Annotated in this window: 24 protein-coding genes; 8 read left to right on the top strand and 16 right to left on the bottom strand. The window is 71.6% G+C overall.

What is annotated here, in order from left to right:
* The first annotated feature begins 8 nt into the window (after positions 1-8).
* Positions 9-293, top strand: coding sequence for a hypothetical protein (locus AC068B_RS10455; RefSeq protein WP_478670507.1), 285 nt, complete (start codon positions 9-11; stop codon positions 291-293).
* A gap of 341 nt (positions 294-634) precedes the next feature.
* Here the strand turns inward: AC068B_RS10455 and AC068B_RS10450 are convergent, their stop codons facing one another.
* From AC068B_RS10450 to AC068B_RS10435, 4 genes are all read right to left on the bottom strand, one after another.
* The gene (locus AC068B_RS10450; RefSeq protein ID WP_478670506.1) at positions 635-1030 is read right to left on the bottom strand and encodes a hypothetical protein; all 396 of its coding nucleotides are present in this window, start codon (positions 1028-1030) and stop codon (positions 635-637) included.
* Positions 1031-1170: 140 nt separating this feature from the next.
* Positions 1171-1938 (bottom strand): DUF3710 domain-containing protein, encoded by a 768-nt coding sequence (locus AC068B_RS10445; RefSeq protein WP_478670505.1) that lies wholly within the window; start codon positions 1936-1938, stop codon positions 1171-1173.
* 1 nt (position 1939) lies between these two features.
* Positions 1940-2479: a dUTP diphosphatase gene (gene dut / locus AC068B_RS10440; RefSeq protein WP_468567523.1), complete on the bottom strand. Its 540-nt coding sequence runs from the start codon at positions 2477-2479 to the stop codon at positions 1940-1942.
* On the bottom strand, positions 2479-3063 hold the full coding sequence (locus AC068B_RS10435) for a PaaI family thioesterase (RefSeq protein WP_356249842.1): 585 nt from the start codon (positions 3061-3063) through the stop codon (positions 2479-2481). The genes dut and AC068B_RS10435 overlap by 1 nt, the downstream gene beginning before the upstream one ends.
* 58 nt (positions 3064-3121) lie before the next feature.
* On the opposite strand from AC068B_RS10435, the gene AC068B_RS10430 reads away from it, so the two are divergent.
* The gene (locus AC068B_RS10430) at positions 3122-3574 is read left to right on the top strand and encodes a DUF3093 domain-containing protein (RefSeq protein ID WP_468567525.1); all 453 of its coding nucleotides are present in this window, start codon (positions 3122-3124) and stop codon (positions 3572-3574) included.
* A gap of 1 nt (position 3575) precedes the next feature.
* Here AC068B_RS10430 and AC068B_RS10425 read toward each other — a convergent pair whose 3' ends face one another.
* The 4 genes from AC068B_RS10425 to AC068B_RS10410 form a co-directional block, all read right to left on the bottom strand.
* A complete protein-coding gene (locus AC068B_RS10425) occupies positions 3576-4517 on the bottom strand; it encodes a hypothetical protein (RefSeq protein ID WP_478670502.1) in 942 nt (313 codons plus the stop codon).
* Between the two features lie 13 nt (positions 4518-4530).
* Positions 4531-4827 carry a DUF4193 domain-containing protein gene (locus tag AC068B_RS10420; protein WP_055563079.1) on the bottom strand — a complete coding sequence of 99 codons (297 nt, stop codon included), beginning with the start codon at positions 4825-4827 and terminating at the stop codon, positions 4531-4533.
* Positions 4828-5221: 394 nt separating this feature from the next.
* Positions 5222-6469 carry a sensor histidine kinase gene (locus tag AC068B_RS10415; protein ID WP_478670500.1) on the bottom strand — a complete coding sequence of 416 codons (1248 nt, stop codon included), beginning with the start codon at positions 6467-6469 and terminating at the stop codon, positions 5222-5224.
* A 6-nt stretch (positions 6470-6475) separates the two neighbouring features.
* Positions 6476-7129 carry a response regulator transcription factor gene (locus AC068B_RS10410; RefSeq protein ID WP_055563081.1) on the bottom strand — a complete coding sequence of 218 codons (654 nt, stop codon included), beginning with the start codon at positions 7127-7129 and terminating at the stop codon, positions 6476-6478.
* A gap of 312 nt (positions 7130-7441) precedes the next feature.
* Between AC068B_RS10410 and AC068B_RS10405 the strand changes: the two genes are divergently transcribed.
* Complete coding sequence (locus AC068B_RS10405) at positions 7442-7615, top strand: hypothetical protein (protein ID WP_361731879.1); 174 nt, start codon at positions 7442-7444, stop codon at positions 7613-7615.
* Positions 7616-7730: 115 nt separating this feature from the next.
* Here the strand turns inward: AC068B_RS10405 and AC068B_RS10400 are convergent, their stop codons facing one another.
* Positions 7731-8537: an inositol monophosphatase family protein gene (locus AC068B_RS10400; RefSeq protein ID WP_478671253.1), complete on the bottom strand. Its 807-nt coding sequence runs from the start codon at positions 8535-8537 to the stop codon at positions 7731-7733.
* An 18-nt stretch (positions 8538-8555) separates the two neighbouring features.
* Positions 8556-9683, bottom strand: coding sequence for a ferrochelatase (locus tag AC068B_RS10395; protein ID WP_478670498.1), 1128 nt, complete (start codon positions 9681-9683; stop codon positions 8556-8558).
* A gap of 168 nt (positions 9684-9851) precedes the next feature.
* Between AC068B_RS10395 and AC068B_RS10390 the strand changes: the two genes are divergently transcribed.
* Together AC068B_RS10390 and AC068B_RS10385 are read left to right on the top strand one after the other, a co-directional pair.
* On the top strand, positions 9852-11096 hold the full coding sequence (locus tag AC068B_RS10390) for an MFS transporter (protein WP_478670497.1): 1245 nt from the start codon (positions 9852-9854) through the stop codon (positions 11094-11096).
* Entirely contained in the window at positions 11050-12375 is a 1326-nt protein-coding gene (locus tag AC068B_RS10385) for a D-arabinono-1,4-lactone oxidase (RefSeq protein WP_478670494.1), read from the top strand. Before AC068B_RS10390 ends, AC068B_RS10385 begins: the two co-directional genes overlap by 47 nt.
* A gap of 23 nt (positions 12376-12398) precedes the next feature.
* Here AC068B_RS10385 and AC068B_RS10380 read toward each other — a convergent pair whose 3' ends face one another.
* Positions 12399-13670: a hypothetical protein gene (locus AC068B_RS10380; RefSeq protein ID WP_478670493.1), complete on the bottom strand. Its 1272-nt coding sequence runs from the start codon at positions 13668-13670 to the stop codon at positions 12399-12401.
* A gap of 463 nt (positions 13671-14133) precedes the next feature.
* On the opposite strand from AC068B_RS10380, the gene sepH reads away from it, so the two are divergent.
* Positions 14134-15228 (top strand): septation protein SepH, encoded by a 1095-nt coding sequence (gene sepH, locus AC068B_RS10375; protein WP_478670491.1) that lies wholly within the window; start codon positions 14134-14136, stop codon positions 15226-15228.
* 57 nt (positions 15229-15285) lie between these two features.
* Here sepH and AC068B_RS10370 read toward each other — a convergent pair whose 3' ends face one another.
* Positions 15286-16113 (bottom strand): sulfurtransferase, encoded by an 828-nt coding sequence (locus AC068B_RS10370; protein ID WP_478670489.1) that lies wholly within the window; start codon positions 16111-16113, stop codon positions 15286-15288.
* Positions 16114-16574: 461 nt separating this feature from the next.
* Between AC068B_RS10370 and AC068B_RS10365 the strand changes: the two genes are divergently transcribed.
* Positions 16575-17300 (top strand): VOC family protein, encoded by a 726-nt coding sequence (locus AC068B_RS10365; protein ID WP_478670488.1) that lies wholly within the window; start codon positions 16575-16577, stop codon positions 17298-17300.
* A 1-nt stretch (position 17301) separates the two neighbouring features.
* Here AC068B_RS10365 and AC068B_RS10360 read toward each other — a convergent pair whose 3' ends face one another.
* From AC068B_RS10360 to AC068B_RS10345, 4 genes are all read right to left on the bottom strand, one after another.
* Positions 17302-17964 carry a thymidine kinase gene (locus tag AC068B_RS10360; RefSeq protein WP_478670486.1) on the bottom strand — a complete coding sequence of 221 codons (663 nt, stop codon included), beginning with the start codon at positions 17962-17964 and terminating at the stop codon, positions 17302-17304.
* 53 nt (positions 17965-18017) lie between these two features.
* The gene (locus AC068B_RS10355) at positions 18018-19205 is read right to left on the bottom strand and encodes an alkaline phosphatase family protein (protein ID WP_478670484.1); all 1188 of its coding nucleotides are present in this window, start codon (positions 19203-19205) and stop codon (positions 18018-18020) included.
* Positions 19205-19792, bottom strand: a complete 588-nt coding sequence (locus AC068B_RS10350) for a DUF5998 family protein (RefSeq protein ID WP_055569569.1) — start codon at positions 19790-19792, stop codon at positions 19205-19207. The genes AC068B_RS10355 and AC068B_RS10350 overlap by 1 nt, the downstream gene beginning before the upstream one ends.
* Positions 19793-19903: 111 nt before the next feature.
* The gene (locus AC068B_RS10345) at positions 19904-22753 is read right to left on the bottom strand and encodes a bifunctional acetate--CoA ligase family protein/GNAT family N-acetyltransferase (RefSeq protein ID WP_478670482.1); all 2850 of its coding nucleotides are present in this window, start codon (positions 22751-22753) and stop codon (positions 19904-19906) included.
* A 155-nt stretch (positions 22754-22908) separates the two neighbouring features.
* On the opposite strand from AC068B_RS10345, the gene AC068B_RS10340 reads away from it, so the two are divergent.
* Positions 22909-23190, top strand: a complete 282-nt coding sequence (locus AC068B_RS10340) for an HPr family phosphocarrier protein (RefSeq protein ID WP_030021209.1) — start codon at positions 22909-22911, stop codon at positions 23188-23190.
* Positions 23191-23344: the final 154 nt, after the last annotated feature.

The raw sequence follows: 23344 nt of genomic DNA, 5'->3' as shown, positions 1-23344 counted from the left end.
CTAGCCCGGTGGCCGACGCCCCGCGCGCCCGCCGCAGCCGGTCCCCGTCGAGCCGTCGGCGTACGACAAAAAGCGAGGTCACGACGACGGCGGCGAGCCCCACGCCGAGCAGCGAGGCCGGTGCGAACGACATCACGACGCCCGCCTGCCGCCACCGGTGCCGGAACTCCTCGAAGACCTCGGTCAGTTCGGTGTCGCTCGTCAGCTCCGTCGCCGGGTGGGCGCCGAGGACGCACCACTCCCCGCCGTACGACTCGAAGTCGCAGAAGGCCTCCTCGGCGGCGGACGGATAGCGGGCCATGATCCGCTGGAACCGCCGTGCCCCGGCCTCCCCGAGGAAGCGGCCCGCGACCTCTTCCGTCAGATGGAGCCGCATGTTCCATTCGACGCTGAGCTCGGCGTCCGCCTGGTTCTGCAGGACCTCGACGCCACGGGGCGCGACGAGCGCACCGGCGTCCGGGGCGGCGCCCGCCACGCCGGGCAGGCGCACCAGCAGGGGCTGCTCGCTCCACAGCCGCTCGCCGTCCGCCGCGCCCCGGCCCGGAAGACCCCGACGACCCGGCCCTCGGCCCGGACGTTCGTCAGTGCGCCGCCCTGCAGCCCGATCCGCTGCCCGACCCGCAGGCCGAGCGCGTCACGCGTCCGCTCGGACACGGCGAGCTCCACCACCTGGCCGCGCTTCCGGGGCGCCCTCCCTGCGACGTACGCGGCCTTCGGCGGGGCGTCGGAGGCGTACACCAGGGAGAGCGTGACGCCGCCCGCCGCATCGCCCCGCACGGTCGAGCGCGGCGCGTACGTCATCGGCCAACTCCCCGGCGCCGTGCGCCCGGTAGGAGCCCGCGACCTCGACGACAGCCTCACGGTCCGCGGCGAGCCTGCGCTGGACCCCGCCCTCGACGGCCTTCTCGGAGAGCGCCGCCAGCGCGGCGAGCACCGTGGCGGCGAGCAGCACGGCGAGCCCGGCCGCGCCCAGCACCAGCCCGTGCGGCCTGCTTCCCCGCACCGCCGCGGGCAACCGCCGTCGCCTCACCGCACCGGTCTCCCCCCGAGTGACCGGCACAGGATGGGCGCACGCAAATGTGGCCCGCAACGGTCCGGACGAACCGGAACCACCACGGGCCACAGAGCAGTTGAGGCGCGGTCAGCGCGCCGCGGGCGACACCCGGAGGGTCAGCGCACCTCGGTGATCTCGGGGCCGCGCTGGAGCTGCCCCATGCCGCCCGAGAAGCGCGAGCCCTCCTGCTGCTCCTGCTGGACGCCCTCGGCGACCATCTGCGCGTCGTCCGGCAGCTTCAGGACGATCGGGTCGCGCGGCGCCATCGGGCCCTCGCCGCGCACGACGACGGTGTCCCGGAAGATCTGCTCGAGCAGACCCGCGGCCTGCGGCTGCACCGCACCCTGGCCGGAGATCACACCGCGCAGGAACCAGCGCGGCCCGTCGACGCCGATGAAGCGCACGACCTGCACGCCACCCGTGCCGTCCGGCAGCTGCACCGGCACCTGGGCGCGCAGCTCCCAGCCGAGAGCGCCCTCGACCTCGTCGATGACACCGCCCTGCTGGGTGATGCCCGAGGCGATCTCCTCGCGGACCTCGCCCCAGATGCCCTCCTTCTTGGGGGCGGCGAAGCCCTGCAGCTGGATGGCGCTGTCCTGGAGCACGACGGTGGCCGCGACGATCGCGTCGCCCGCGACCTCCACCCGCAGCTCCATGCCCTCGACGCCCGGCACGAAGAGCCCGCCGAGGTCCACCCGGCCCTCGCCGGGCTCACGGACCTCCGCGAGGTCCCAGGGACCGTCGGGGCGGGGCTCGGGCTCGAGCCTCACGCGCGACCGTGCGGCGCCGGAGTCAGCGGACTCGGCGGACTCGCCGTCGACGACCTGCTCGTCCGCGCCCGCCGCGTCCTCGGCGGCACTGTCCTTCTTGCGACGTCCGAACACGTCACTGTCCTTCCCGGTCGGATACGACCGATGCGTATCGATTCCCACCCGTTTGTTCGCCCGGGCCGATGCCCGGACCGCTGCCCACGGCGGCATGGCCGCCGGTGGACCCGAAGCCCCCCTCGGCCCGCGCCGATACGGGAAGCTCCGCAACCTCCTGGAAGCGGACCTTCTCGACCTGCTGGACGACCAGTTGGGCAATCCGGTCGAAACGCTCGAACCGCACGGCCTCGCGCGGGTCGAGATTCACCACGATCACCTTGATCTCCCCACGGTACCCGGCATCCACCGTCCCCGGGGCATTCACCAGGGCGACACCGCAGCGGGCCGCGAGCCCCGAACGGGGGTGCACGAAGGCCGCGTACCCCTCCGGGAGGGCGATCGACACCCCGGTGGGCAGAACCACCCGCTCACCGGGCGCCAGTTCACAGGATTCCGTCGTCCGCAGATCGGCACCCGCGTCACCGGGCTGCGCGTACGCGGGCAGCGGCACCTCGGGGTCGACGCGCCTGATGAGTACGTCCAGCTCCTGGAAGGGCATCAGGGATTCACCTCGAAGGCGCGGGCGCGCCTGATCTGGTCCGGGTTGTTCATGGCCGCCTGGATCTCCTCCGGGCGGCCGTTGTCAATGAAGTGCTCGACCTTCACCTCGATGAAGAGGGCGTCGGCACGGACCGCGACGGGGCCTTCGGGGCCGCCGATGCGCCCGGTGGCGGTCGAGTAGATCTTCCGCCCCGCGACGGCGGTGACCTCGGCCTCCAGGAACAGCACGGTGCCCAGTGGAACGGGCCGCACGAAGTCGGTCTCGAGGCGTCCGGTCACGGCGATCACGCGCAGCAGCCAGTTCAGGGAGCCCAGCGTCTCGTCGAGCGCGGTGGCGAGGACCCCGCCGTGGGCGAGGCCCGGGGCGCCCTGGTGCGCCTCGCGCACGGTGAACTCGGCGGTCACCGCCACGCCCTCACCGGCCCGCGCCGCGAGGTGCAGCCCGTGCGCCTGTCCCTCGCCACAGCCGAAACAGTGCTCGTAGTGAGCACCGATGAGCTCGCCGGGGGCGGGTGCGTCGGGGTGGCGGACGGGCGCTATGGCGTCGGCCGGGGGCGTCAGAGCTGCAGATGTACCACTCACAGGCGCAGACCTTACCTCCGCGTCAGCGCGGTCACCGCACCGTGCCAAGCTTGGTTCCATGCAGCCTTACGAAGAACGCCTCACCGCGCCCCGTTCGTGGTGGTTCGCCTCGGTCCTGGTGGGCGTCGCGATGGCCCTGATCCTGCTGCCGTTCGGCACCCTGCCGCTCCTCGGCGGTCTGGTCGGCGGCACGGCCGTCGCCGCGGTCGTCACCAGCGCCTACGGCGCCGTGCGGATCCGCGTGGTGGCGGGCTCGCTGGTCGCGGGCGACGCGAAGATCCCGGTGTCCGCCCTGGGTGACGCGGAGGTCCTGACGGGCGAGGAGACGCGCGCCTGGCGCTCGTACAAGGCCGACCCGCGGGCGTACATGCTGCTGCGCGCCTACATCCCCACGGCCCTGCGCGTGGACATCACGGATCCCGAGGACCCGACTCCGTACGTGTACGTCTCGACGCGCAACCCCGAGGCTCTGGCGGCGGCTCTGGACGCGGTGCGAGAGAGCGCCGCGTAGCTCAGCGGCCCAGCTCCTTGGGGATCTCCCCCATGCGCAGCGGGTCGGCGGGCTTCTCCAGGGGCGGCAGCTCGGGCAGCTCGTCCCACGGCACCTGGTTCTTGCTCAGGTCCTGCCGGATGCGGCCGGCGAGCTTCTTGGTGTCCCGGCGGTTCATGACCGCTCCGACCGCGGCGCCGACCATGAAGGGCATCAGGTTCGGCAGGTTCCGGACCATCCGCTTCATGATCTGCTGCCGCAGCTCGCGCTTCATCTGGCCGCCCAGCGCGGCGTTGAGGGTCGCCGGTTTGGTGACCTCGATGCCGCGCTCCTGCGACCAGGAGTTCAGATAGGCGGTGCTGCGCTGCTTGAGGTTGCCTTCCGGCCGCAGGCCGAAGACCTCGTGCAGCTCGGCGATCAGCTTCAGTTCGATGGCGGCGACGCCGGTGATCTCCGCCGCGAGCTCGGCGGGCATCGCGGGCGGCACCGGCATCATCGCGGCGGCGCCGACTCCCGCGCCCACGGTGGACGTGGCGTTGGCGGCGCCCGCGATGAGCTTGTCCGCGAGCTGCTCGGGGCCGAGGCCCGGGAACTGCTTGCGGAGGGTCGCGAGGTCGCGGACCGGGATCCGCGGGGCGTTCTCGATGAGCCGGTCGGCGAGATATCCGATACCGGCCTTGGCGCCGCGCCCGCCCTTACGCACGCCTTCCTTCACCCCGTGCGTGACGGCGGCAACACGGCTGCCCCTGGACCCGGCCTCAATGGCGCTCCAAGGGGTCCTGGGGGCCTTGTCGGCCGCCGTCGCGTCCGGCACCACCTCAAGGGTGTTCGCCGGTTCGAGCGAGGCTGCTCCGTCTACGGAAGAGCCTCGCCCGTCGTCACGTGCGCCGGCGTCCGGGACGCCGGCTTCGTCCGCTCCGCGCTTGCGGAAGCGGCGCTTCCGGAACGGGGTCGAGCCAGTCACGGCCGACCCCGCCTCAGTCGCAGTCGCGGCAGATCGGCTGGCCGTTCTTCTCCTTGGCCAGCTGGCTGCGGTGGTGCACCAGGAAGCAGCTCATGCAGGTGAACTCGTCCTGCTGCTTCGGGAGCACGCGGACCGCGAGCTCCTCGTTCGAAAGGTCGGCGCCGGGCAGCTCGAGGCCCTCTGCGGCCTCGAACTCGTCGACGTCGACCGCTGAGGTCGACTTGTCGTTCCGCCGTGCCTTGAGTTCCTCGATGCTGTCCTCGTTGACGTCATCGTCGGTCTTACGTGGGGTGTCGTAGTCCGTTGCCATGTCGCTCTCCCCCTCTGGGTGTCTGCGGGTGTCTCCAGCGCACGTAACGCGTGAGAGGCCGGACTTGTGCCCGACCTGAGGCGGAGATTTTGCCTCACATCAAGGTCTGTTACTCAATCGACACCCAACCGCACCTCTGAAGAGGCGTCGGGTTGGATGGCGATCGGGACCGTACACGGTCCGAATGTCGCGCTTCACGGGCGCCACCCCGTGTACTTCCCGTGATCAAGACTCCCGAAAACCCGGATTTTCCCGGCTTTCCGACGACTTTCACGATCACGGAGAGTAGATGGCCGAAAAATCGCCTCTGTGATCGATCGCACACATCATCCCCGGGGTAAGCTCCCGAAAATTCCGCTCAAAGCGAACACGTCGGCGCGTCTGCGACTGCATCTCAGAGGGGCAAGGTGACTCGCATCACGAGCCCTCCCCCCTCACGCGGCTCCGCGATGATACGGCCCCCGTGAGCCCGCGCCACCGACCGGGCGATCGACAGGCCGAGTCCCACGCCCTTGTCGCTGCCCGTCCGCTCGGTCCGCAGCCTCCTGAACGGCTCGAAGAGGTTGTCGATCTCGTACGCGGGAACCACCGGGCCCGTGTTCGACACCACCAGGACCGCCTGGCCGTGCTGGGCCTCCGTGGTCACCTCGACCCAGCCCTCGTCCTGCACGTTGTACCTGACGGCGTTCTGGACGAGGTTCAGGGCGATCCGCTCCAGGAGGACGCCGTTGCCCTGCACGACGGCCAGGCCACGCTCCCCGCGGATCTCCACGCCCTTCGCGTCGGCCTCGGTCCGCACCTGGTCGACGGCGCGGTTGGCGACCTCGGCGAGGTCGACCGGTTTCCGCTCCACGATCTGGTTGTCACTGCGGGCGAGCAGCAGCAGGCCCTCGACGAGCTGCTCACTGCGCTCGTTGGTGGCGAGCAGCGTCTTGCCGAGCTGATGGAGCTCGGGCGGCGCTCCGGGGTCGGAGAGGTGCACCTCAAGGAGCGTGCGATTGATCGCCAAGGGCGTGCGCAGCTCGTGCGAGGCATTGCCGACGAACCGCTGCTGGGCGGTGAAGGCCCGCTCCAGGCGGTCCAGCATCTCGTCGAAGGTGTCCGAGAGCTCCTTCAACTCGTCGTCCGGGCCGTCCAGCTCGATGCGGCGGGTCAGGTCGGTGCCGGCCACCCTGCGGGCGGTACGCGTGATCCGGCCGAGCGGCGAGAGCACGCGGCCCGCCATCGCGTACCCGAAGGCGAAGGCGATCACGGCGAGACCGAGCAGCGCGAGCAGCGAGCGGCTGAGCAGGTTGTCGAGGGCGCTCTGACGCATCTGGTTGACGCACTCGTTCAACGCGGAGTTCAGCTGCCCCTCGGTGGGGCGCTCCGGGAGCACATGGAAGTTGCTGCAGGTCTTGCTGCTCACCGTGCTCTCACCGGTGACCCTGAACGGCAGGTCACTGCCCACGTTCAGGGCCTGGGCGGCGAGCAAGTAGATGATCGAGAGCAGCAGGATGCCCGCGATCAGGAACATGCCGCCGTAGAGCAGCGTGAGCCGTATGCGGATGGTCGGGCGCAGCCAGGGGAACGGCGGCTCGGCCTTCCTCGGGTCCCACGTCGGCTTCGGGGGCGCGGCTGGTGGCGCCGGGGTCGCGGCCACCGCCGGTCAGATCCGGTAGCCGGAGCCCGGCACCGTCACGATGACGGCGGGCTCACCGAGCTTGCGGCGCAGGGTCATGACGGTCACCCGGACGACGTTGGTGAACGGGTCCGTGTTCTCGTCCCAGGCCTTTTCCAGGAGCTGCTCCGCGGAGACGACCGCGCCCTCGCTGCGCAGCAGCACTTCGAGGACGGCGAACTCCTTGGGGGCCAGCTGGATCTCCTTGCCCTCGCGGAAGACCTCGCGGCGGTTGGGGTCGAGCTTGATCCCGGCGCGCTCCAGGACGGGCGGCAGCGGCACGCTGGTGCGCCGTCCGAGGGCACGCACGCGTGCCGTGAGCTCGCTGAACGCGAAGGGCTTGGGGAGGTAGTCGTCCGCGCCGATCTCCAGGCCCTCGACGCGGTCGCTGACGTCGCCCGACGCGGTGAGCATCAGGACGCGGGTCGGCATGCCGAGCTCGACGATCTTGCGGCAGACGTCGTCGCCGTGGACGAGCGGGAGGTCCCGGTCGAGCACCACGACGTCGTAGTCGTTGACGCCGATGCGCTCCAGGGCGGCCGCTCCGTCGTACACGACGTCGACGGCCATGGCCTCCCGGCGCAGTCCGGTGGCCACCGCATCGGCGAGCAGTTGCTCGTCCTCGACGACGAGTACGCGCACGTCGCTGTCCTTCCTCTGTGCCCCTTCGGGCAGATCTGTCTTGGGGTAGACCTCCATCCTGCCCCTTTCGGCCATAAACCGGCTGTAAGACGGCCTGCCGTCATGATCGGGCGCGGGGAATGCGGGATTTTCTCCGTCGGTTGAGGTTTCTGCGGAAGGGAGCCAGGGGAGGACGGCCTTACACCCGCGATCACGCTTTGTATGTGGCACGCCACGAACCGCTTTCCCAGAGCGGCTTGAGACGTGATCGCCCCTTCTCAGAGGGCACACCCCCGTGCCATCGACCCACGACCCAGCCGAGGGGGCGCAACCATGGACGCATTCACCGCAGGTCTCCTGCAGCGCATAGAGGCCACGGAATCCGACCTCACGAAGGCCCGTGAGACGGGAGACGACTTCCTTGCCGAGGTCGAGCTGGCGGAGCTGGAAGATCTCCACCGCCTGGCCGCCGAGCACGGTGTCGAGGTGGGCGCACTCCACGCCTGACCGAGCCCCGAGGATCTAAACGGATCCAAGCGGAAGGGCCCCGCACACCTCGTCCAGGTGTGCGGGGCCCTTCCGTGTGCCTTCGCAGTCGTGGCGCTCCTCAGCCGTGGTGCTTCTAGTCGTGCCAGGCTCCGAGGTCCTCCAGGAGGCCCTGGAGCGTCTCGAAGAGGGCGGGCGGGGCGGCGACGGTCAGCTCGCCCGACAGGGCGTCTCCGGGGCGGCCACCGGTCAGCGCGCCCGCTTCCCGTGCGACGAGGTCGCCCGCCGCGTAGTCCCAGGGGTTGAGTCCCCGCTCGTAGTACGCGTCGAGGCGGCCCACCGCGACGTCGCACAGGTCGATGGCCGCCGACCCGCCGCGCCGGATGTCCCGCACCTTGGGGATCAGGTGGCGCGCCACCTCGGCCTGCTGGGCGCGGCGCTCGGCGACGTAGCCGAAGCCGGTGCCGATCAGGGCCTGGTCGAAGGAGGGGGCGGGGCGCACGCGCGCGGGGAGGTCGTTGATGTGGGCGCCCTGTCCGAGGACCGCGCGGTACGTCTCCCCGCGCATCGGGGCGTGCACGACCCCGACGAGCGTCTCGCCGTCCTTGCGGGCGGCGATGGACACGGACCAGTCGGGGCGTCCGTAGAGGTAGTTCACGGTGCCGTCGATGGGGTCGACGACCCACTGGACGCCGCTGCTGCCCTCGGAGCTCGCGCCCTCCTCGCCGAGCACGCCGTCGGCCGGCCTGCGCTCGGCGAGGAAGTCGGTGATCAGCTTCTCGGAGGCGATGTCCATCTCGGTTACGACGTCGACGGCGCTGGACTTGGTGGCGGCGACGCCCAGGTCGTCGGGGCGTCCGTCGCGCAGGAAGGTCCCTGCGCGACGCGCGGCCTCCAGGGCGACGGCGAGGAGTTCTGCCTTGAGGTCGGTCGGGTCGGTCACATCGGTCACGGCGGGTCCTTACGCGTACGGGCTGTCGGCGCCCGCGGCCGCGGGCTTCGGGGCGCGGGCGGGGCAGCAGCCCACCGGGCACAGGTCGTGGCTCGCGCCGAGGGAGCCCAGGGCGCAGGGGGCCACGGGCGTGCCGCTCTCGGCCGCGGCCCGCTCCAGGACCAGTTCCCTGATCGCCGCGGCGAATCGCGGGTCGGCCCCGACGGTCGCCGAGCGGCGCACCGGAAGGCCGAGCTCCGCCGCCTTGGCCTCGGCCTCGGTGTCGAGGTCGTACAGGACCTCCATGTGGTCCGACACGAAGCCGATGGGGACCATGACGACCGCGGGGACCCCGGCGCCGTGCCGCTCCTCCAAGTGGTCGCAGATGTCGGGCTCGAGCCACGGGATGTGCGGGGCGCCGCTGCGGGACTGGTAGACGAGCTGCCAGGGGTGCTCGACGCCGGTCTCGTCGTGGACGACGTCGGCGATGAGGCGGGCCACGTCCAGGTGCTGCTTGACGTACGCACCGCCGTCGCCGTGGTCGTCGACGGGGCCCGAGGTGTCCGCCGCCGCGTCCGGGATCGAGTGCGTGGTGAAGGCGAGGTGCGCGCCCTCCCGCACGTCGTCGGGGAGGTCGGCGAGGGACTTCAGGACGCCGTCGATCATGGGGCGCACGAAGCCGGGGTGGTTGAAGTAGTGCCGGAGCTTGTCGATCTTCGGCGGCTCCAGGCCCTCGGCCTCCAGGGCGGCGAGGGAGTCGGCGAGGTTCTCGCGGTACTGCCGACAGCCCGAGTACGAGGCGTACGCACTGGTGGCGAGGACAAGGATGCGGCGGCGGCCGTCGGTGACCATCTCGCGCAGGGTGTCGGTCAGATAGGGCGCCCAGTTGCGGTTGCCCCAGTAGACCGGCAGGTCGAGGCCGTGCTCCGCGAAGTCCTTGCGCAGGGCGTCGAGCAGAGCGCGGTTCTGGTCGTTGATGGGGCTGACCCCGCCGAACAGGAAGTAGTGCTGCCCCACCTCCTTGAGCCGCTCCTTGGGGATGCCGCGCCCGCGCGTCACGTTCTCCAGGAACGGGACGACGTCGTCCGGGCCTTCTGGGCCGCCGAAGGAGAGCAACAGCAGGGCGTCGTACGGAGTGGGATCCAGCGCATCGGACATGTATCCGATCCTGCCACCCGCCACTGACAGGCGGAAAACGGCCTCCGCCGTACGGAAAAATCCCGGTGCGCCGGGACTCCCCGGAGCCGTAAGCTGTATCGACCATCTTCATGCCTTACCGGGGCCCGTCCTTTCGGGAGCCGCCCCGGCGTTTCAGCGGAGTCCCACGTGCCAAGCCCCTACCGCGCCATATTCGCCGCCCCCGGCACCAAGGCCTTCTCCACCGCCGGGTTCCTCGGCCGCATGCCGCTGTCGATGATGGGCATCGGCATCGTGACCATGGTGTCCCAGCTGACCGGCAGGTACGGCCTCGCGGGCGCGCTGTCGGCGACCGTGGCGCTGTCCGCCGCCGCGATCGGGCCGCAGATCTCCCGGCTCGTCGACCGGTACGGCCAGCGCCGGGTGCTCCGACCCGCGACGCTGGTGTCCCTGACCGCGGTCTCGGGGCTGTTGCTCTGCGCGAAGTTCGAGGCGCCCGACTGGACGCTGTTCGTCTTCGCCGCGCTGGTCGGCTGCGTGCCGAGCGTGGGCTCGATGATCCGGGCGCGCTGGGCCGTGCTCTACCACGGCACCCCGCAGATCCACACCGCGTACTCCTTCGAGTCGGTGGTGGACGAGGTCTGTTTCATCTTCGGTCCGATCGTCTCGATCGGGCTCTCCACGGTGTGGTTCCCCGAGGCCGGACCGCTGCTCGCGGGCGCCTTCCTCGCCGTCGGCGTCTTCTGGCTGACGGCCCAGCAGGCCACCGAGCCGGTGCCGCACCCGCGCGAACACCACACCAGGGAGTCGGCGCTCCGCAGCGGGGGCCTCCAGGTGCTCGTCGCCACCTTCGTCGCGACCGGCGCGATCTTCGGGTCGATCGACGTGGTGACCGTGGCGTACGCGGAGGACCAGGGCCACAAGTCCATGGCGAGCCTGGTCCTCGCCGTCTATGCGCTCGGTTCCTGTCTGGCAGGCGCGGCCTTCGGGCTCGTGCACTTCAAGGGGGCGCCCGCCCCCAGGTGGCTGCTGGGCGTCTGTGCGATGGCCGTGAGTATGATCCCGCTTCAACTGGTCGGGAACCTTCTGTTTCTGGCCGTGGCGTTGTTCGTGGCGGGCCTCTCCATCGCACCGACGATGATCACGACGATGGCCCTCGTCGAGCAGCACGTACCACGCGCGAAACTGACCGAGGGCATGACGTGGGTGAGCACGGGGCTCGCGGTCGGCGTCGCGCTCGGCTCCTCCGCGGCCGGCTGGGTCATCGACGCCGCGGGATCGGGGGCCGGGTACGGGGTACCGGGGATCTCCGGGGCCGTCGCGGCCGCGGTCGGATTCCTGGGGTATCGCCGGCTGAAGCAGCCGGTTCCGCAACGGGGAGGGACCCATGAGCACGGGCACGGGCAGCGGGAAGAACACAGCGACGTGGCGTAACTGGGCGGGCAACGTCACCGCACGACCGGCCCGGGAGGTCACCCCCGCCTCGGTCGACGAACTGGCGGCCGCGCTGCGCCGGGCCAAGGACGACGGCCTCAAGGCGAAGCCCGTCGGCACGGGCCACTCCTTCACGGCGGCCGCCTCGACCGACGGCCTCCTCATCCGCCCCGACCTGCTCACCGGCATCCGCGGGATCGACCGCGCGGCGGGCACGGTCACCGTGGAGGCAGGCACCCCGCTGAAGCGCCTGAACGCGGCGCTCGCCCGTGAGGGCCTGTCGCTCACGAACATGGGCGACATCATGGAGCAGACCGTCTCCGGAGCCGTCAGCACCGGCACGCACGGCACGGGCCGCGATTCGGCCTCGATAGCCGCCCAGATCGCGGGCCTCGAACTGGTCACCGCGGACGGCACGGTCCTGACCTGCTCGGCCGACGAGAACCCGGACGTCTTCGCCGCCGCGCGCGTCGGACTCGGCGCGCTCGGCGTGATCACCGCGATCACCTTCGCCGTGGAGCCGATCTTCTTCCTCACCGCCCGCGAGGAGCCGATGGCCTTCGACAAGGTCACCGCGGACTTCGACGCGCTCGTCACCGAGAACGAGCACTTCGAGTTCTACTGGTTCCCGCACACCGGCAGCTGCAACACCAAGCGCAACAACCGCAGTCCGGGCCCCGCGGCCCCGCCCGGCAGGGTCAGCGCCTTCGTCGAGGACGAGCTGCTCTCCAACGGCCTCTTCCAGGTGGTCAATTCCCTGGGCCGGGCCGTCCCCGCCGCCATCCCCGGCATCGCCAAGATCTCCAGCAAGGCGCTCTCCGCGCGGACGTACACGGACATCCCCTACAAGGTCTTCACCAGCCCGCGCCGGGTGCGCTTCATGGAGATGGAGTACGCCGTTCCGCGCGACGCCCTCGTGGCGACCCTGCGCGAGCTGAAGTCGATGGTGGACCGCTCGCGGCTGCGGATCAGCTTCCCCGTGGAGGTCCGTACGGCGCCCGCCGACGACATCACGCTCTCCACTGCGTCGGGCAGGGAGACCGCGTACATCGCCGTCCACATGTACCGGGGCACGCCGTACCAGGCATACTTCACGGCCGCCGAGCGGATCTTCACCGCGCACGAGGGGCGGCCGCACTGGGGCAAGGTGCACACGCGCGACGCGGAGTACTTCTCCAAGGAGTACCCCCGCTTCGGCGAGTTCACCGCCCTGCGCGACCGCCTCGACCCGGACCGGCTCTTCGGCAACCACTACCTGCGGCGGGTCCTCGGCGCCTGACCTTCCCCGGCGCCGATCCACCTCTACGGAGTGGGCGTTCCACCCTGCTGGGGGTCGGAGCCGGTGCCCGATCCCTTCGACGGCGTGGGCGTGGGGGTCGGGGTGGGCGTGGGCGTCGGGTCCGTCTTGGAACCGTCGTCTCCGGAGTCGGAGCCGTCGCCGTCGTCCTTGTCCTTGTCCTTGTCCGGATCGGTGCCGTTGTCCTTGCCCGTGTCGTCCTTGGAACCGGAGTCGTTGCCGTTGCCCGTGCCGTTGCCCGAGGTGCCGGTCCCGTCCGGGTCCTGCGTAGCGTTGTCGCCACCCTCCTTGGAGCCGTCACCCGAGCCCGACGTGCCGTCGTCCGAAGGCTGTCCGGAGGGCTCGTCGACGGGCGTGGACTCCTTCTTCGGAGAGGAGTTGCGCCCGGAGACTCCGTTGCTGATCGTGGTGCCCTCGCCGCCGCTCAGGTCCTTGCCGGAGACCAGCTCGTACGTGGTGATGCCCGCCATGGAGACACCGAAGACGACGGCCGCGGCGATCAACGGCCGCTTCCAGCTGCGGATCTGCGTGCGGTGTGTGGTGCCCTCGGTGAACTCGTCCGGCGGGAGCGCGGGTTCGAAGGCGGTCGTCGGCGCCGGCACCTGGGCCGGGCCCGTGGTGCGGAGCACGCGCGTGGCGTCGTCGCGCGGCAGCGCCTGGGTGGGGTCGACCGCCCCGAGGAGTTGCGTCCGCTCGGCACCGGCATCGACGCCGGCACCGGCCGCCACGGAGGGCAGCATCGTCGTGGCGTCCGCGTCCCCCGCGGGGTGCGGCACCGTCGTGGGGTCCGTTCCCGCCGCAGGCAACACCGTTGTGGGGTCCGCTGCGGGATCCGCGTCCGCGGCCGTGGGCAACAGCGAGGTCGCCTCGGCGTCGGGGGCGGCCGCCTGTGGCCTCCCCCACGTCGTGGTCACCGGCCCGGTCGCGCCAACGGCTCCCGTGTAGGCGGAGGTTCTGAACGTCTCGGGCACCTGCACCGCGGCCGTCACGGGTACCTGCCGCGCCTTCGGCTTGGCCTGCACCGTGACGTCACGTATCTGCTCGCCCGTGCGCTTGAAGAAGTGCTGGAAAACGGTGCCGCCACAGGTCGCGATCGCGCTCACGACACCGGCGCCGAGGATCGTTCCGTAGACACCGATGTTCGAGGCGAGCTTCGCCGCCACGACCGCGGCGATGGCGCTCCCCGCCACCTGCGGCACGCTCAGATCGAGGCGCCGCTTGCCCTCCGGCTCCTCCTGGTCCTTCGACTCCTTGCCGGAATCCGGCTTTTCACGCATCTCCGACCCTTGCCTGCCTTTCGCGACCGACTACACGAGACAGGGACGTATGGGCGAAGTGATTAGTTCCGTTTCTGCTGTTTCCGTGAAGTGCGCCACCCGGGCGCGGACAGCGCGAGGCAGGGGCGGCCGCCAACTCCCGTCCTCCCCGAGAAGTTCGGCGGCGCGGCGGTCCACCCGCGTGGCCCGAATGGAGTACTGTTGCGAGCCCTGGGTCCGGTCTCCCGCCAGGGTGCCCGGGGCCTTCCAGGACCGCCGGGTGGGGGGCTCGCTGCACAGGGTGACGAACGTCGTCACTTAGCGTTGCGAAAAGGTAACCGTGCCATAACGGCGATCCAGGGCCCCTGCCCGACACGCCGGGCAACTCGGCAAGGTTGTGGCAGGCTGCACCCGGGCAGGCCACACTCGACTAGCGGAAGCAGCGACGCACGTGACGTCGGCAGGCACCACCCGGGAGGTCCCCATGCCCGAACTGCGTGTCGTGGCCGTCAGCAACGACGGCACACGGCTGGTGCTGAAGGCTGCGGACAGCACGGAGTACACGCTTCCGATCGACGAGCGGCTGCGTGCGGCCGTCCGCGGCGACAGGCCCCGACTCGGACAGATCGAAATCGAGGTGGAGAGCCACCTCCGCCCCCGTGACATCCAGGCGCGTATACGTGCCGGTGCAAGCGCGGAAGAAGTGGCCCAGCTCGCGGGCATCCCCGTCGATCGCGTCCGCCGTTTCGAAGGCCCCGTGCTCGCCGAGCGCGCCTTCATGGCGGAGCGTGCCAGGAAGACCCCCGTCCGCCGTCCCGGCGAGAACACCGGACCCCAGCTCGGCGAGGCCGTGCAGGAGCGGCTGCTGCTGCGGGGCGCCGACAAGGAAACCGTCCAGTGGGACTCCTGGCGCCGTGACGACGGCACCTGGGAAGTCCTGCTCGTCTACCGCGTCGCGACCGAGCCGCACTCCGCGTGCTGGACGTACGACCCGCCCCGGCGGCTCGTCCAGGCCGTGGACGAGGAAGCGCGTTCGCTGATCGGCGAGACGGACGACATCGCCGCGCCCGAGCCCAGCTTCCCGTTCGTGCCGCGCATCGCACGGCTCCCCCGGGACCGCCCGGTGGACCGGCCGCTCGACCGCGCCCTGGACCGTCAGCTGGACCGCCCGAGCATCCCCGTGCCTCCCGCCGACCCTCCGGAGGAGGGCATCGGAGCGGGCGCCGCGGTCGCCGAGCAGGAGCGCGACTCCCTGACCAGCCTCCTGGAGGCGGTGCCCAGCTTCCGCGGCGACATGGTGGTGCCCGAGCGCCCATCTGCCGCCACCGCGGAGCTGCCGCCGGCCGTCACGGAGGAGCCCGAGCAGGAGCCGGACGCCGAGGAGTCCCCGGCGGCGGCCGGTGCGGGCGCCGCCTATGCGGATGTGCTCATGCCGCGCTCGGTGGCGAGCCACCGCGACCGCCTCGTCGGCTCCACGGACCGCCAGGCGGAGGCCGACGGCGTACGGCCGGGCCGACGCGCGGCGGTCCCCAGCTGGGACGAGATCGTCTTCGGCACCCGCCGCAAGAAGCAGGAGTAGCAGGCAGTCGCCAGACGGCGGGACCCGCACCCCCTGGGTGCGGGTCCCGTTCGCGTTCTACTGCGGGTCCGCGCCCGTGGCCACGGGACGCGCGGAGTCGGCCGACCACTCCGACCACGAGCCGACGTACAGCGCTGCGGGAATTCCCGCCACGGCGAGGGCGAGCACCTCGTGGGCGCCGGAGACGCCCGAGCCGCAGTAGACGCCGATCTCCGCGGTGTCGGCCGCGCCCAGCCCCTTGAAGCGGTCGGCCAGCTCGGCGGCGGGCCTGAAGCGGCCGTCCGAAGCGACGTTCTCCGTAGTAGGCGCCGAGACCGCGCCCGGGATGTGTCCGGCCACGCTGTCGATCGGCTCGATCTCGCCGCGGTAGCGCTCTGCCGCGCGGGCGTCCAGAAGCAGGCCGGAGCGGGCCAGGGCCGCGGCGGAGTCCGCGTCCAGCAGGTCCTTGCTGTTCGGGGCCGGTGCGAAGGAGCCCTCGACGGGGGCCGTGCCCGCCCCCTGCTCCAGCGGCCCGGCCCACAGTCCGATGCCGCCGTCAAGGACACGAACGGACGCATGCCCCGTCCAGCGGAGCATCCACCACAGACGTGCCGCCGCCCAGTTCTGGCCACCGTCGTACACGACGACGTCCCGGTCCTGCGAGACCCCGGCCGCCCTCATCACGGCACCAAAGCGACCCACGTCGGGCAGGGGATGGCGCCCTCCGGCACCGGCGGGACCGGCCAGGTCAGCGTCCAGATCGACGAAGACGGCCGTCGGAATGTGCCCTTCCTCGTACGCGGAGCGCAGGGAGCCCTCGTGGTGCCAGCGGACGTCGAGCACGACCGGCGGGTTCTCGCCCGCCAGCTCGCTCGCGAGTTCGGATGCGGAGATGATGGCATTCATGGCCCCATCCTTGCGTACGGGGTAGTCGAGCCGCCAAGGTCCGGCTACCCTGCTCCGCCGGAACCGCCCGACCACGGGGCGTACGGAACCATGCACGCCCTGTTCGATGGATCGACACTGCCCAGCAATCGCACGTTCACGGATGAGTAGCCAGAAATCGGGCATCTTCCGCGGGAAGCAGGCCACTGCGGCGCGGCCGGGGCGCGCGGTGCGGCGGGCGGTGCGAGCATCTGCACGGGCCGGAGAGTCCGCGCGGCTATCGCACGCGCATTCGAATGAAAAACCGAGCGGCCGACACGAAGGCCGAGGAGAGGGTGACGATGACCGAGGCGCGGGCGAATGGGGCCTCCCCCGAACAGAGCTCGTCTGGACAGAGCTCGCCGGACCCCTTCGGGAAAGTGCGGCAGGACGGCGGGGAGGTCGGTCGGTACAAGCCCGGTACGCCCTGCTGGGTGAGCCTGATGACGCACGACCTGCCCGCGACCCAGGAGTTCTACGGGTCACTCTTCGGGTGGGAGTTCAGTCCGGGTCCGGAGCAACTCGGCCCGTACGTGCGGGCCCTGCTCGACGGACACGAGGTGGCGGGCATCGGCCGGCTGCCCACCGACCGCCATCTGCCCATCGCCTGGACGACCTACCTGGCGACGGACGACGCGGACGCGACGGCGGAGGCGGTGCGCCACTGCGGCGGCACGGTCGGAGTCGGCCCGCTCGACGCGGGGGAGGCCGGGCGGCTGGCCATCGCGTCGGACCCGATGGGCGCCGTGTTCGGCCTCTGGCAGGCGGCGGCCCATCTGGGCACCGAGGTCGCGGGCAGGCCCGGCACGGCGACCTGGAACGAACTGGTGACACTGGAGACGAGCAGTGTCGTCAAGTTCTACGAAAACGTCTTCGAGTGCACCGTGGAAGCCGTCGTCTCGGCGGACTTCGACTACGTGACGCTGCACGTGGACGGCCGTCCTGTCGCCTCCGTGCACGGTCTGGGGCAGGCGCTGCCGCGCGACCGCGGGCCGCACTGGATGACGCACTTCGAAGTCGCCGACGTGGACGAGGCGGTGGAGCGGGTCGTCGAGCTCGGCGGCCATGTGGTCAAGCCCGCCTGGGAGGGCTCCTACGGGCGGATGGCTACGGTCGCGGACCCGGAGGGCGCGGTCTTCACCGTCGTACGTTCACGGGCGGACGCCTGAGTCAGGCGCGGGCGGCGATCGTGTCGACCGGCAGCACGTCGGGCGACAGGGCACCCGCGCGCGCGGTCGCCGCCGTCGTCCTGCGCCGGTGATGGCGACGGCACAGCACTTCGTAACCCACCTCGTCCGGCGACTGGTTGACGTCCCCGACCACCACCTGAGCACCCTCGACGACCATCTCGCCGCCTATGGTGCGGGCGTTGTGCGTGGCGCGGGCGCCGCACCAGCACAGGGCCTCGACCTGGAGCACCTCGACGCGGTCGGCGAGCTCGACCAGGCGCTGCGAGCCCGGGAAGAGCTTGGAGCGGAAGTCCGTGGTGATGCCGAAGGCGAAGACGTCCAGGCCCAGGTCGTCGACGACCCTGGCGAGCTGGTCGATCTGGTCCGGGGCCAGGAACTGCGCCTCGTCCGCGATCACGTAGTCCGCGCGGCCGCCCTGCGTCAGGTGGTCGACGAGGTGGGCGTAGAAGTCGAAGTCGTCCGCCGCCTCGATCGCGTCGGTCACCAGGCCGAGCCGGGAGGAGAGCTTGCCCTCGCCCGCGCGGTCGTCCCGCGTGAAGATCATCCCCTGGAGTCCGCGGGCGGAGCGGTTGTGCTCGATCTGCAGAGCCAGCGTGCTCTTTCCGCAGTCCATCGTTCCGGAGAAGAACACCAGCTCGGGCATGGGGAGTTGAGAACCTTTCGGGGCGGGTGGGGAGGCGGGCGGGCGGCGCCCGGTCAGGAGCGTACTTCGAGGAGCGGGACGAGCTGCTCGACGGGGGTCATCGAGCCGTGCATGCCGACGAGGGCGGACTCCTTGGGCTCACGCTCCGAGGCGATGATCGCCACGTCGTCGTGGGCCGCGGCGACGACGTCGCCGATGCGCTCGTACACACGTTGATCAATGTGTGGACCGAACCAGCCCGCAGCGATCGCCTCGTCGCGTCCCGCAACCCAGAACTGCTCGCCGAGCACCTCGCGCCACACCGTCAGGACGTCGTTCGCGGCGCCCGGCACCGCGTAGACGTGACGGGCGCGGCCCTCGCCGCCGAGCGTGGCCACACCGGCGCGCAGCTCCCAGTCCTCGTCGAAGTCGATGCGGGACGCGTCGTCGAAGGGGATGTCGATCATGCCGTGGTCCGCGGTGACGTACAGGGCGCTGCGCGGCGGGAGCTGCTCGGCGAGGCGCTGGACGAGCCGGTCCACGTACATCAGCTGGCCCCGCCAGGCGTCGGAGTCGACACCGAACCGGTGCCCCTTGCCGTCCACTTCCGCGTAGTACGTATAGACCAGCGAACGGTCCCCGGCAGCCAGTTGCTTGGCGGCGAGGTCCATGCGGTCCTCTCCGGAGAGCCTGCCCCGGAAGGTGCCGCCGCTCAGGGCGACCTTGGTGAGCGGGGTGTGCTCGAAGGTCGGCGACGAGACCTGTGCGGTGTGCACGCCCGCTTCGTGGGCGCGCTGGAAGACGGTGGGGTACGGCTGCCAGGCGTGCGGGTCGGTCCACGGGTTCCAGCGGAGCTGGTTCATCAGCTCGCCGGTGGCCGGATTGCGGACCGCGTACCCGGGCAGGCCGTGCGAGCCGGGCGGCAGGCCCGTGCCGACCGAGGCGAGCGAGGTCGCGGTGGTGGCGGGGAAGCCCGCGGTGACGGGCCGTCCCGTGCCGCCGCGCGAGCTCTGCAGCAGCGAGGCCATGAAGGGCGCCTCTGCCTGGTGCGCCTTGAGCTGCTCCCAGCCGAGGCCGTCGATCAGGAAGACGCAGTTCCGGTCGGCCGGAGCGAGCTCGGGGATGGCGGGCGCGAAGCCGTCGACGCCCTGGTGGGCGACGAGCGTGGGCAGCAGGTCGGCCAGCGAGCCCGTGCCGTACGCGGGCACGGGAGCGGTGTCGAGGGCGAGCGGTTGTACGTCGTCCCAGGAAGGAAGCGCCATCAGCGGGCGTTGTCCGCGGTCGCCTCGGACAGGGCCTGGGCGAAGGCGAGGGTCTGCCGCACGGTGTCGGGGCCGTCGCCCGCCTCGCTGACGCGCAGGCTCAGGTCGTCGGCGGTCGAGCTGCCCGTGTACCCGTGGTCCGCCTCGCAGTTGGGGTCGCCGCAGGCCGCGGGCTCCAGGTCGATGCGCGACACGGCGCCCCAGCCGATGGTCAGGACGACCTCGCGGGGCGGTGTCCCGGGAACGTACTTCTCGGGGTTGGCGACGACGCGGCTGACCACGACCGAGGAGATGCGGCCGATCTTGACGGACTCCGTGGAGGTCGTCGCGTACGGCGTCGGGGACGTGCTGTCCGCCGCCTGCTCGTCGGTGTGGCTGACGATGAAGCGCGTGCCGGTCAGGACGAGGACGGTGACGTGCCGACGCACTTCGTTGGCGTCGAACGTCGTCTCCTGGTGGACCAGGTACGACCCGATGGCCTCGCCGCCGATCGCGGCCTCCACCGCCTCGGCCACGAGGGCCGGGTAGTAGCCGCTGCGCTCGATCGCCGCGCGCAGCCCCTGGGTCGTCGTACCGGTCTTTGCCATGCCGTCCATCCTACGGCCAGGCGCGGGGCGCACGGTGCCCCGTGGCCGCCTCGGTCGCGGTCGGGGCGCTCCGGGGTCCGCGCCGGGCCTCCGCGCGCCCTGGAAGGCGCCTCAGTAGCCGGGAAGGGTGCGCGGGCCCAGGTCGTCGCGGGCGGGCGGGGGCGCGAGCCGGACGGAGGCGTCGAGCACCGAGAGGCCCCGCTGGGCGACGACGACGGGCTCCAGGGAGACGGCGACCACCTCGGGGTGGTCGTCGACGAGCCGGGAGACCCGCTGGAGGAGCTCTTCGAGGGCCGGGGTGTCCACGGGCGCGGAGCCGCGCCAGCCGAACAGGAGCGGTGCGGTCCGGATGGACCGGATCAGGGAGCCCGCCTCCTGGTCGGTGACCGGGACGAGGCGGTGGGCGGTGTCGCCGAGCAGCTCGGAGGCGGCGCCCGCGAGACCGAAGGAGAGCACCGCTCCGGCCGCCGGGTCGATGACCGCGCGTACCACGGTGTCGACGCCGCGCGGCACCATGCCCTGCACGACGGGCCGCAGCTCGACGGGCTTGCCGAAGGCATCCGTCAGTTCCTGGTACGCCCGGCGCAGTTGCTCCTCGTCGGCCAGGTCCAGGCGCACACCGCCGAGGTCGGCGCGGTGGCGCAGGTGGGGGGCCGTGGTCTTCAGGGCCACGGGGTAGCCGATGGTCCGCGCGGCTGCCGCCGCCGCGTCGGGGTCGGGCGCGGGCAGGGCCTGTCGTACGCGGATGCCGTAGCGCCCGAGCAGTTCGTGGGCGTCGGCCGGGGCGAGGGTGAGACCACGCGGGTCGCCGTCCTCGGCGAGCAGCTCCTCGATGCGCCCCGCGGCACCGCTCTCGTCGATGTCGTCGTACTCGTGCACCCGCCCCGGCTCGGCGGCCTCACGCCGCCACTGCGCGTACTTGACCGCTTCGGAGAGGGCACGTACCGCTCGCTCGGCGGCGGGGTAGGCGGGGATGCGGTACTGCTCGGGGGCGGTGGTCGGGTCGGGGGGTGTGGCGGTCGTCGGCTCGGGGGCGGGCATCGGCTCCGTGGCCGTCGGCGGGAGAGGGGCGTCGGGCCCCGTGCTGGTCGCGGCGGCCAGTGCCTCGGCGAGGCCGCCTAGCTCCACGTGCACCACGGCCACCGGCTTCGCCGGGCACCCCGCCGCCGCGGCCCGCAGCTCCGTGGCCAGCGTCTCGGGGTCGGTCGTGGCGCCGTCCTCCCCCACCCACGGGATCGCGTTGACGATCACCGCGTCGCAGCTGCCGTCCGACAGCGCCTCGGCGAGTGCGGTGCGGAAGTCCGCCGGGGTGGCCCCGGTCGTGAGGTCGCGCGGCCGCTGCGGCCGCAGTCCGTCGGCGACACAAGCGTCGTACGTGAGGAGGCCGAGGGACTCGGAGTTCCCGAGGATGCCCACCCGGGGCCCGGACGGCAGCGGCTGCCCCGCGAGCAGCAGCCCCGCGTCGACCATCTCCGTGACGGTGTCGACGCGGATGACGCCCGCCTGCCGCAGCAGCGCAGAGACCGTCGCGTGCGGCAGCCGGGTCGCCTGCACGGCGTGACCCGTCGGAGTGATGCCGCTGTGCCGGGCGCCCTGGACGACGACCAGCGGCTTGGCGGTGGCCGAACGCCTCGCGAGGCGGGTGAACTTGCGCGGGTTGCCGATCGTCTCCAGGTACATCAGCGTGACGTCGGTGTCCGGGTCCTCGAACCAGTACTGGAGGAGGTCGTTGCCGGACACGTCCGCGCGGTTGCCCGATCCGACGAACGTGGACAGTCCCGCGCCCCGCCGGTGCAGGCCGGACAGCAGGGCGATGCCGATCGCGCCGGACTGGGTGAACAGCCCGATCCGCCCCCGCGCGGGGGACTGCGGGGCGAGCGAGGCGTTGAGCCGCGTCTCCGGAGAGGTGTTGATGACGCCGAAGGCGTTGGGCCCGATGATGCGCATGCCGTAGGACCGGGCCTGGCGCACCAGTTCACGCTGCCGCTCGCGCCCCTCGTCGCCGCTCTCCCCGTACCCGGCGGACAGCACCACGAGGCCGCGCACCCCGCGCTCCCCGCACTCGGCGACAGCCTGTGGGACGCGGTCGGCGGGCACGGCGATCACCGCGAGGTCCACGGGCTCCTCGATGGCCGCGACCGAGCGGTGCGCGGGCACGCCGTCGATGTCGGCGCCCTCGCCCTCTGCGCCGTACTCCTCGAAGGCACTGTTCACCGCGTACAGGCGCCCGGTGAAACCGGACTCCCGGAGGTTGCTCAGAACGCTGCGGCCCACCCCGCCTGGGGCCCGGCCCACCCCGATCACCGCGACCGACCCCGGCATGAGGAGCCGCTGCACGGACCGTCCCTCGGCGCGCTGTTCGCGGGCGCGCTGCACGGCGAGCGAGCGGTCGGTGGGCTCCAGGTCGAACTCCAGGCGGACGACGCCGTCCTCGAAGCTGCGCTTCTGTTGGTAGCCCGCGTCCGTGAAAACCTTGATCATCTTGGTGTTGGCGGGCAGCACCTCGGCGGCGAAGCGGCGGATGCCGCGCTCCCTGGCGACGGCCGCGATGTGTTCGAGGAGCGTGGAGGCGACCCCCCTGCCCTGGTGGGCGTCCTGCACGAGGAAGGCGACCTCGGCCTCGTCGGCGGGCGCACTGGCGGCCATGCCGCGCTCGTCGATGCGGTCGTAGCGCACGGTGGCGATGAACTCGCCGCCCACGGTGGCCGCGAGTCCCACCCGGTCCACCAGGTCGTGGTGGGTGAAGCGGTGCACGTCCTTGGCGGACAGCCGCGGATAGGGCGCGAAGAAGCGGTAGTACTTCGACTCGTCCGAGACCTGTTCGTAGAAGCTGACCAGACGGTCCGCGTCCTCGGCCGTGATGGGCCTGATGCGGGCGGTGCCTCCGTCGCGCAGCACCACGTCGGCTTCCCAGTGCGACGGGTAGTCGTGCCGATCCTGCTGATCCGACGGGAGCTGCATGGGGCCAGGGTACGGGTCGCGCGGCCGCCCGGGCCGGGGCAGGCTAGGACAGGTCGAACGGCGACCGGGGCCGGGACCTCTGTCCGGCAGAGCACCCGCGACGGCATGAGACACTGGTCTAGACAAGTGTGAGACACCTGGAAGGGCAGCAACACATGGCTGAGCGCCGCGTCAACGTCGGCTGGGCCGAGGGCCTTCACGCCCGACCCGCCTCCATCTTCGTCCGCGCGGCCACGGCCGCCGGCGTCCCCGTGACGATCGCCAAGGCCGACGGCAACCCCGTCAACGCCGCTTCGATGCTCGCGGTGCTCGGCCTGGGCGCCCAGGGCGGCGAAGAGATCGTGCTCGCCTCCGACGCCGAGGGTGCCGACGCCGCCCTCGACCGTCTGGCGAAGCTGGTCGCCGAGGGGCTCGAGGAGCTTCCGGAGACGGTCTAGGACACGTTCCTCGCATTACGTCAATGGGGTCACCCGGAATTCCGGGTGACCCCATTGACGTATGCGCTTGATTTTTCATGCACACCGTTTTCATGAACGCCGTGGGGCCGTATGAAATTGCCGCGAATTGATCGCGCGACGACTCTTCTTACGG

The sequence above is a fragment of the Streptomyces sp. NPDC042371 genome, assembly GCF_056437465.1.
This window is presented reverse-complemented; position numbering and strand designations above follow the sequence as displayed.

What these genes read in the sequence shown, in the direction of transcription:
- dut (WP_468567523.1), bottom strand. Translation starts at nt 2,479, where the DNA reads ATGCCCTTCCAGGAGCTGGACGTACTCATCAGGCGCGTCGACCCCGAG.
- AC068B_RS10430 (WP_468567525.1), top strand. Translation starts at nt 3,122, where the DNA reads ATGCAGCCTTACGAAGAACGCCTCACCGCGCCCCGTTCGTGGTGGTTC.
- AC068B_RS10420 (WP_055563079.1), bottom strand. Translation starts at nt 4,827, where the DNA reads ATGGCAACGGACTACGACACCCCACGTAAGACCGACGATGACGTCAAC.
- AC068B_RS10405 (WP_361731879.1), top strand. Translation starts at nt 7,442, where the DNA reads ATGGACGCATTCACCGCAGGTCTCCTGCAGCGCATAGAGGCCACGGAA.
- AC068B_RS10395 (WP_478670498.1), bottom strand. Translation starts at nt 9,683, where the DNA reads ATGTCCGATGCGCTGGATCCCACTCCGTACGACGCCCTGCTGTTGCTC.
- AC068B_RS10385 (WP_478670494.1), top strand. Translation starts at nt 11,050, where the DNA reads ATGAGCACGGGCACGGGCAGCGGGAAGAACACAGCGACGTGGCGTAAC.
- AC068B_RS10380 (WP_478670493.1), bottom strand. Translation starts at nt 13,670, where the DNA reads ATGCGTGAAAAGCCGGATTCCGGCAAGGAGTCGAAGGACCAGGAGGAG.
- sepH (WP_478670491.1), top strand. Translation starts at nt 14,134, where the DNA reads ATGCCCGAACTGCGTGTCGTGGCCGTCAGCAACGACGGCACACGGCTG.
- AC068B_RS10370 (WP_478670489.1), bottom strand. Translation starts at nt 16,113, where the DNA reads ATGAATGCCATCATCTCCGCATCCGAACTCGCGAGCGAGCTGGCGGGC.
- AC068B_RS10365 (WP_478670488.1), top strand. Translation starts at nt 16,575, where the DNA reads ATGACGCACGACCTGCCCGCGACCCAGGAGTTCTACGGGTCACTCTTC.
- AC068B_RS10360 (WP_478670486.1), bottom strand. Translation starts at nt 17,964, where the DNA reads ATGCCCGAGCTGGTGTTCTTCTCCGGAACGATGGACTGCGGAAAGAGC.
- AC068B_RS10355 (WP_478670484.1), bottom strand. Translation starts at nt 19,205, where the DNA reads ATGGCGCTTCCTTCCTGGGACGACGTACAACCGCTCGCCCTCGACACC.
- AC068B_RS10350 (WP_055569569.1), bottom strand. Translation starts at nt 19,792, where the DNA reads ATGGCAAAGACCGGTACGACGACCCAGGGGCTGCGCGCGGCGATCGAG.
- AC068B_RS10345 (WP_478670482.1), bottom strand. Translation starts at nt 22,753, where the DNA reads ATGCAGCTCCCGTCGGATCAGCAGGATCGGCACGACTACCCGTCGCAC.
- AC068B_RS10340 (WP_030021209.1), top strand. Translation starts at nt 22,909, where the DNA reads ATGGCTGAGCGCCGCGTCAACGTCGGCTGGGCCGAGGGCCTTCACGCC.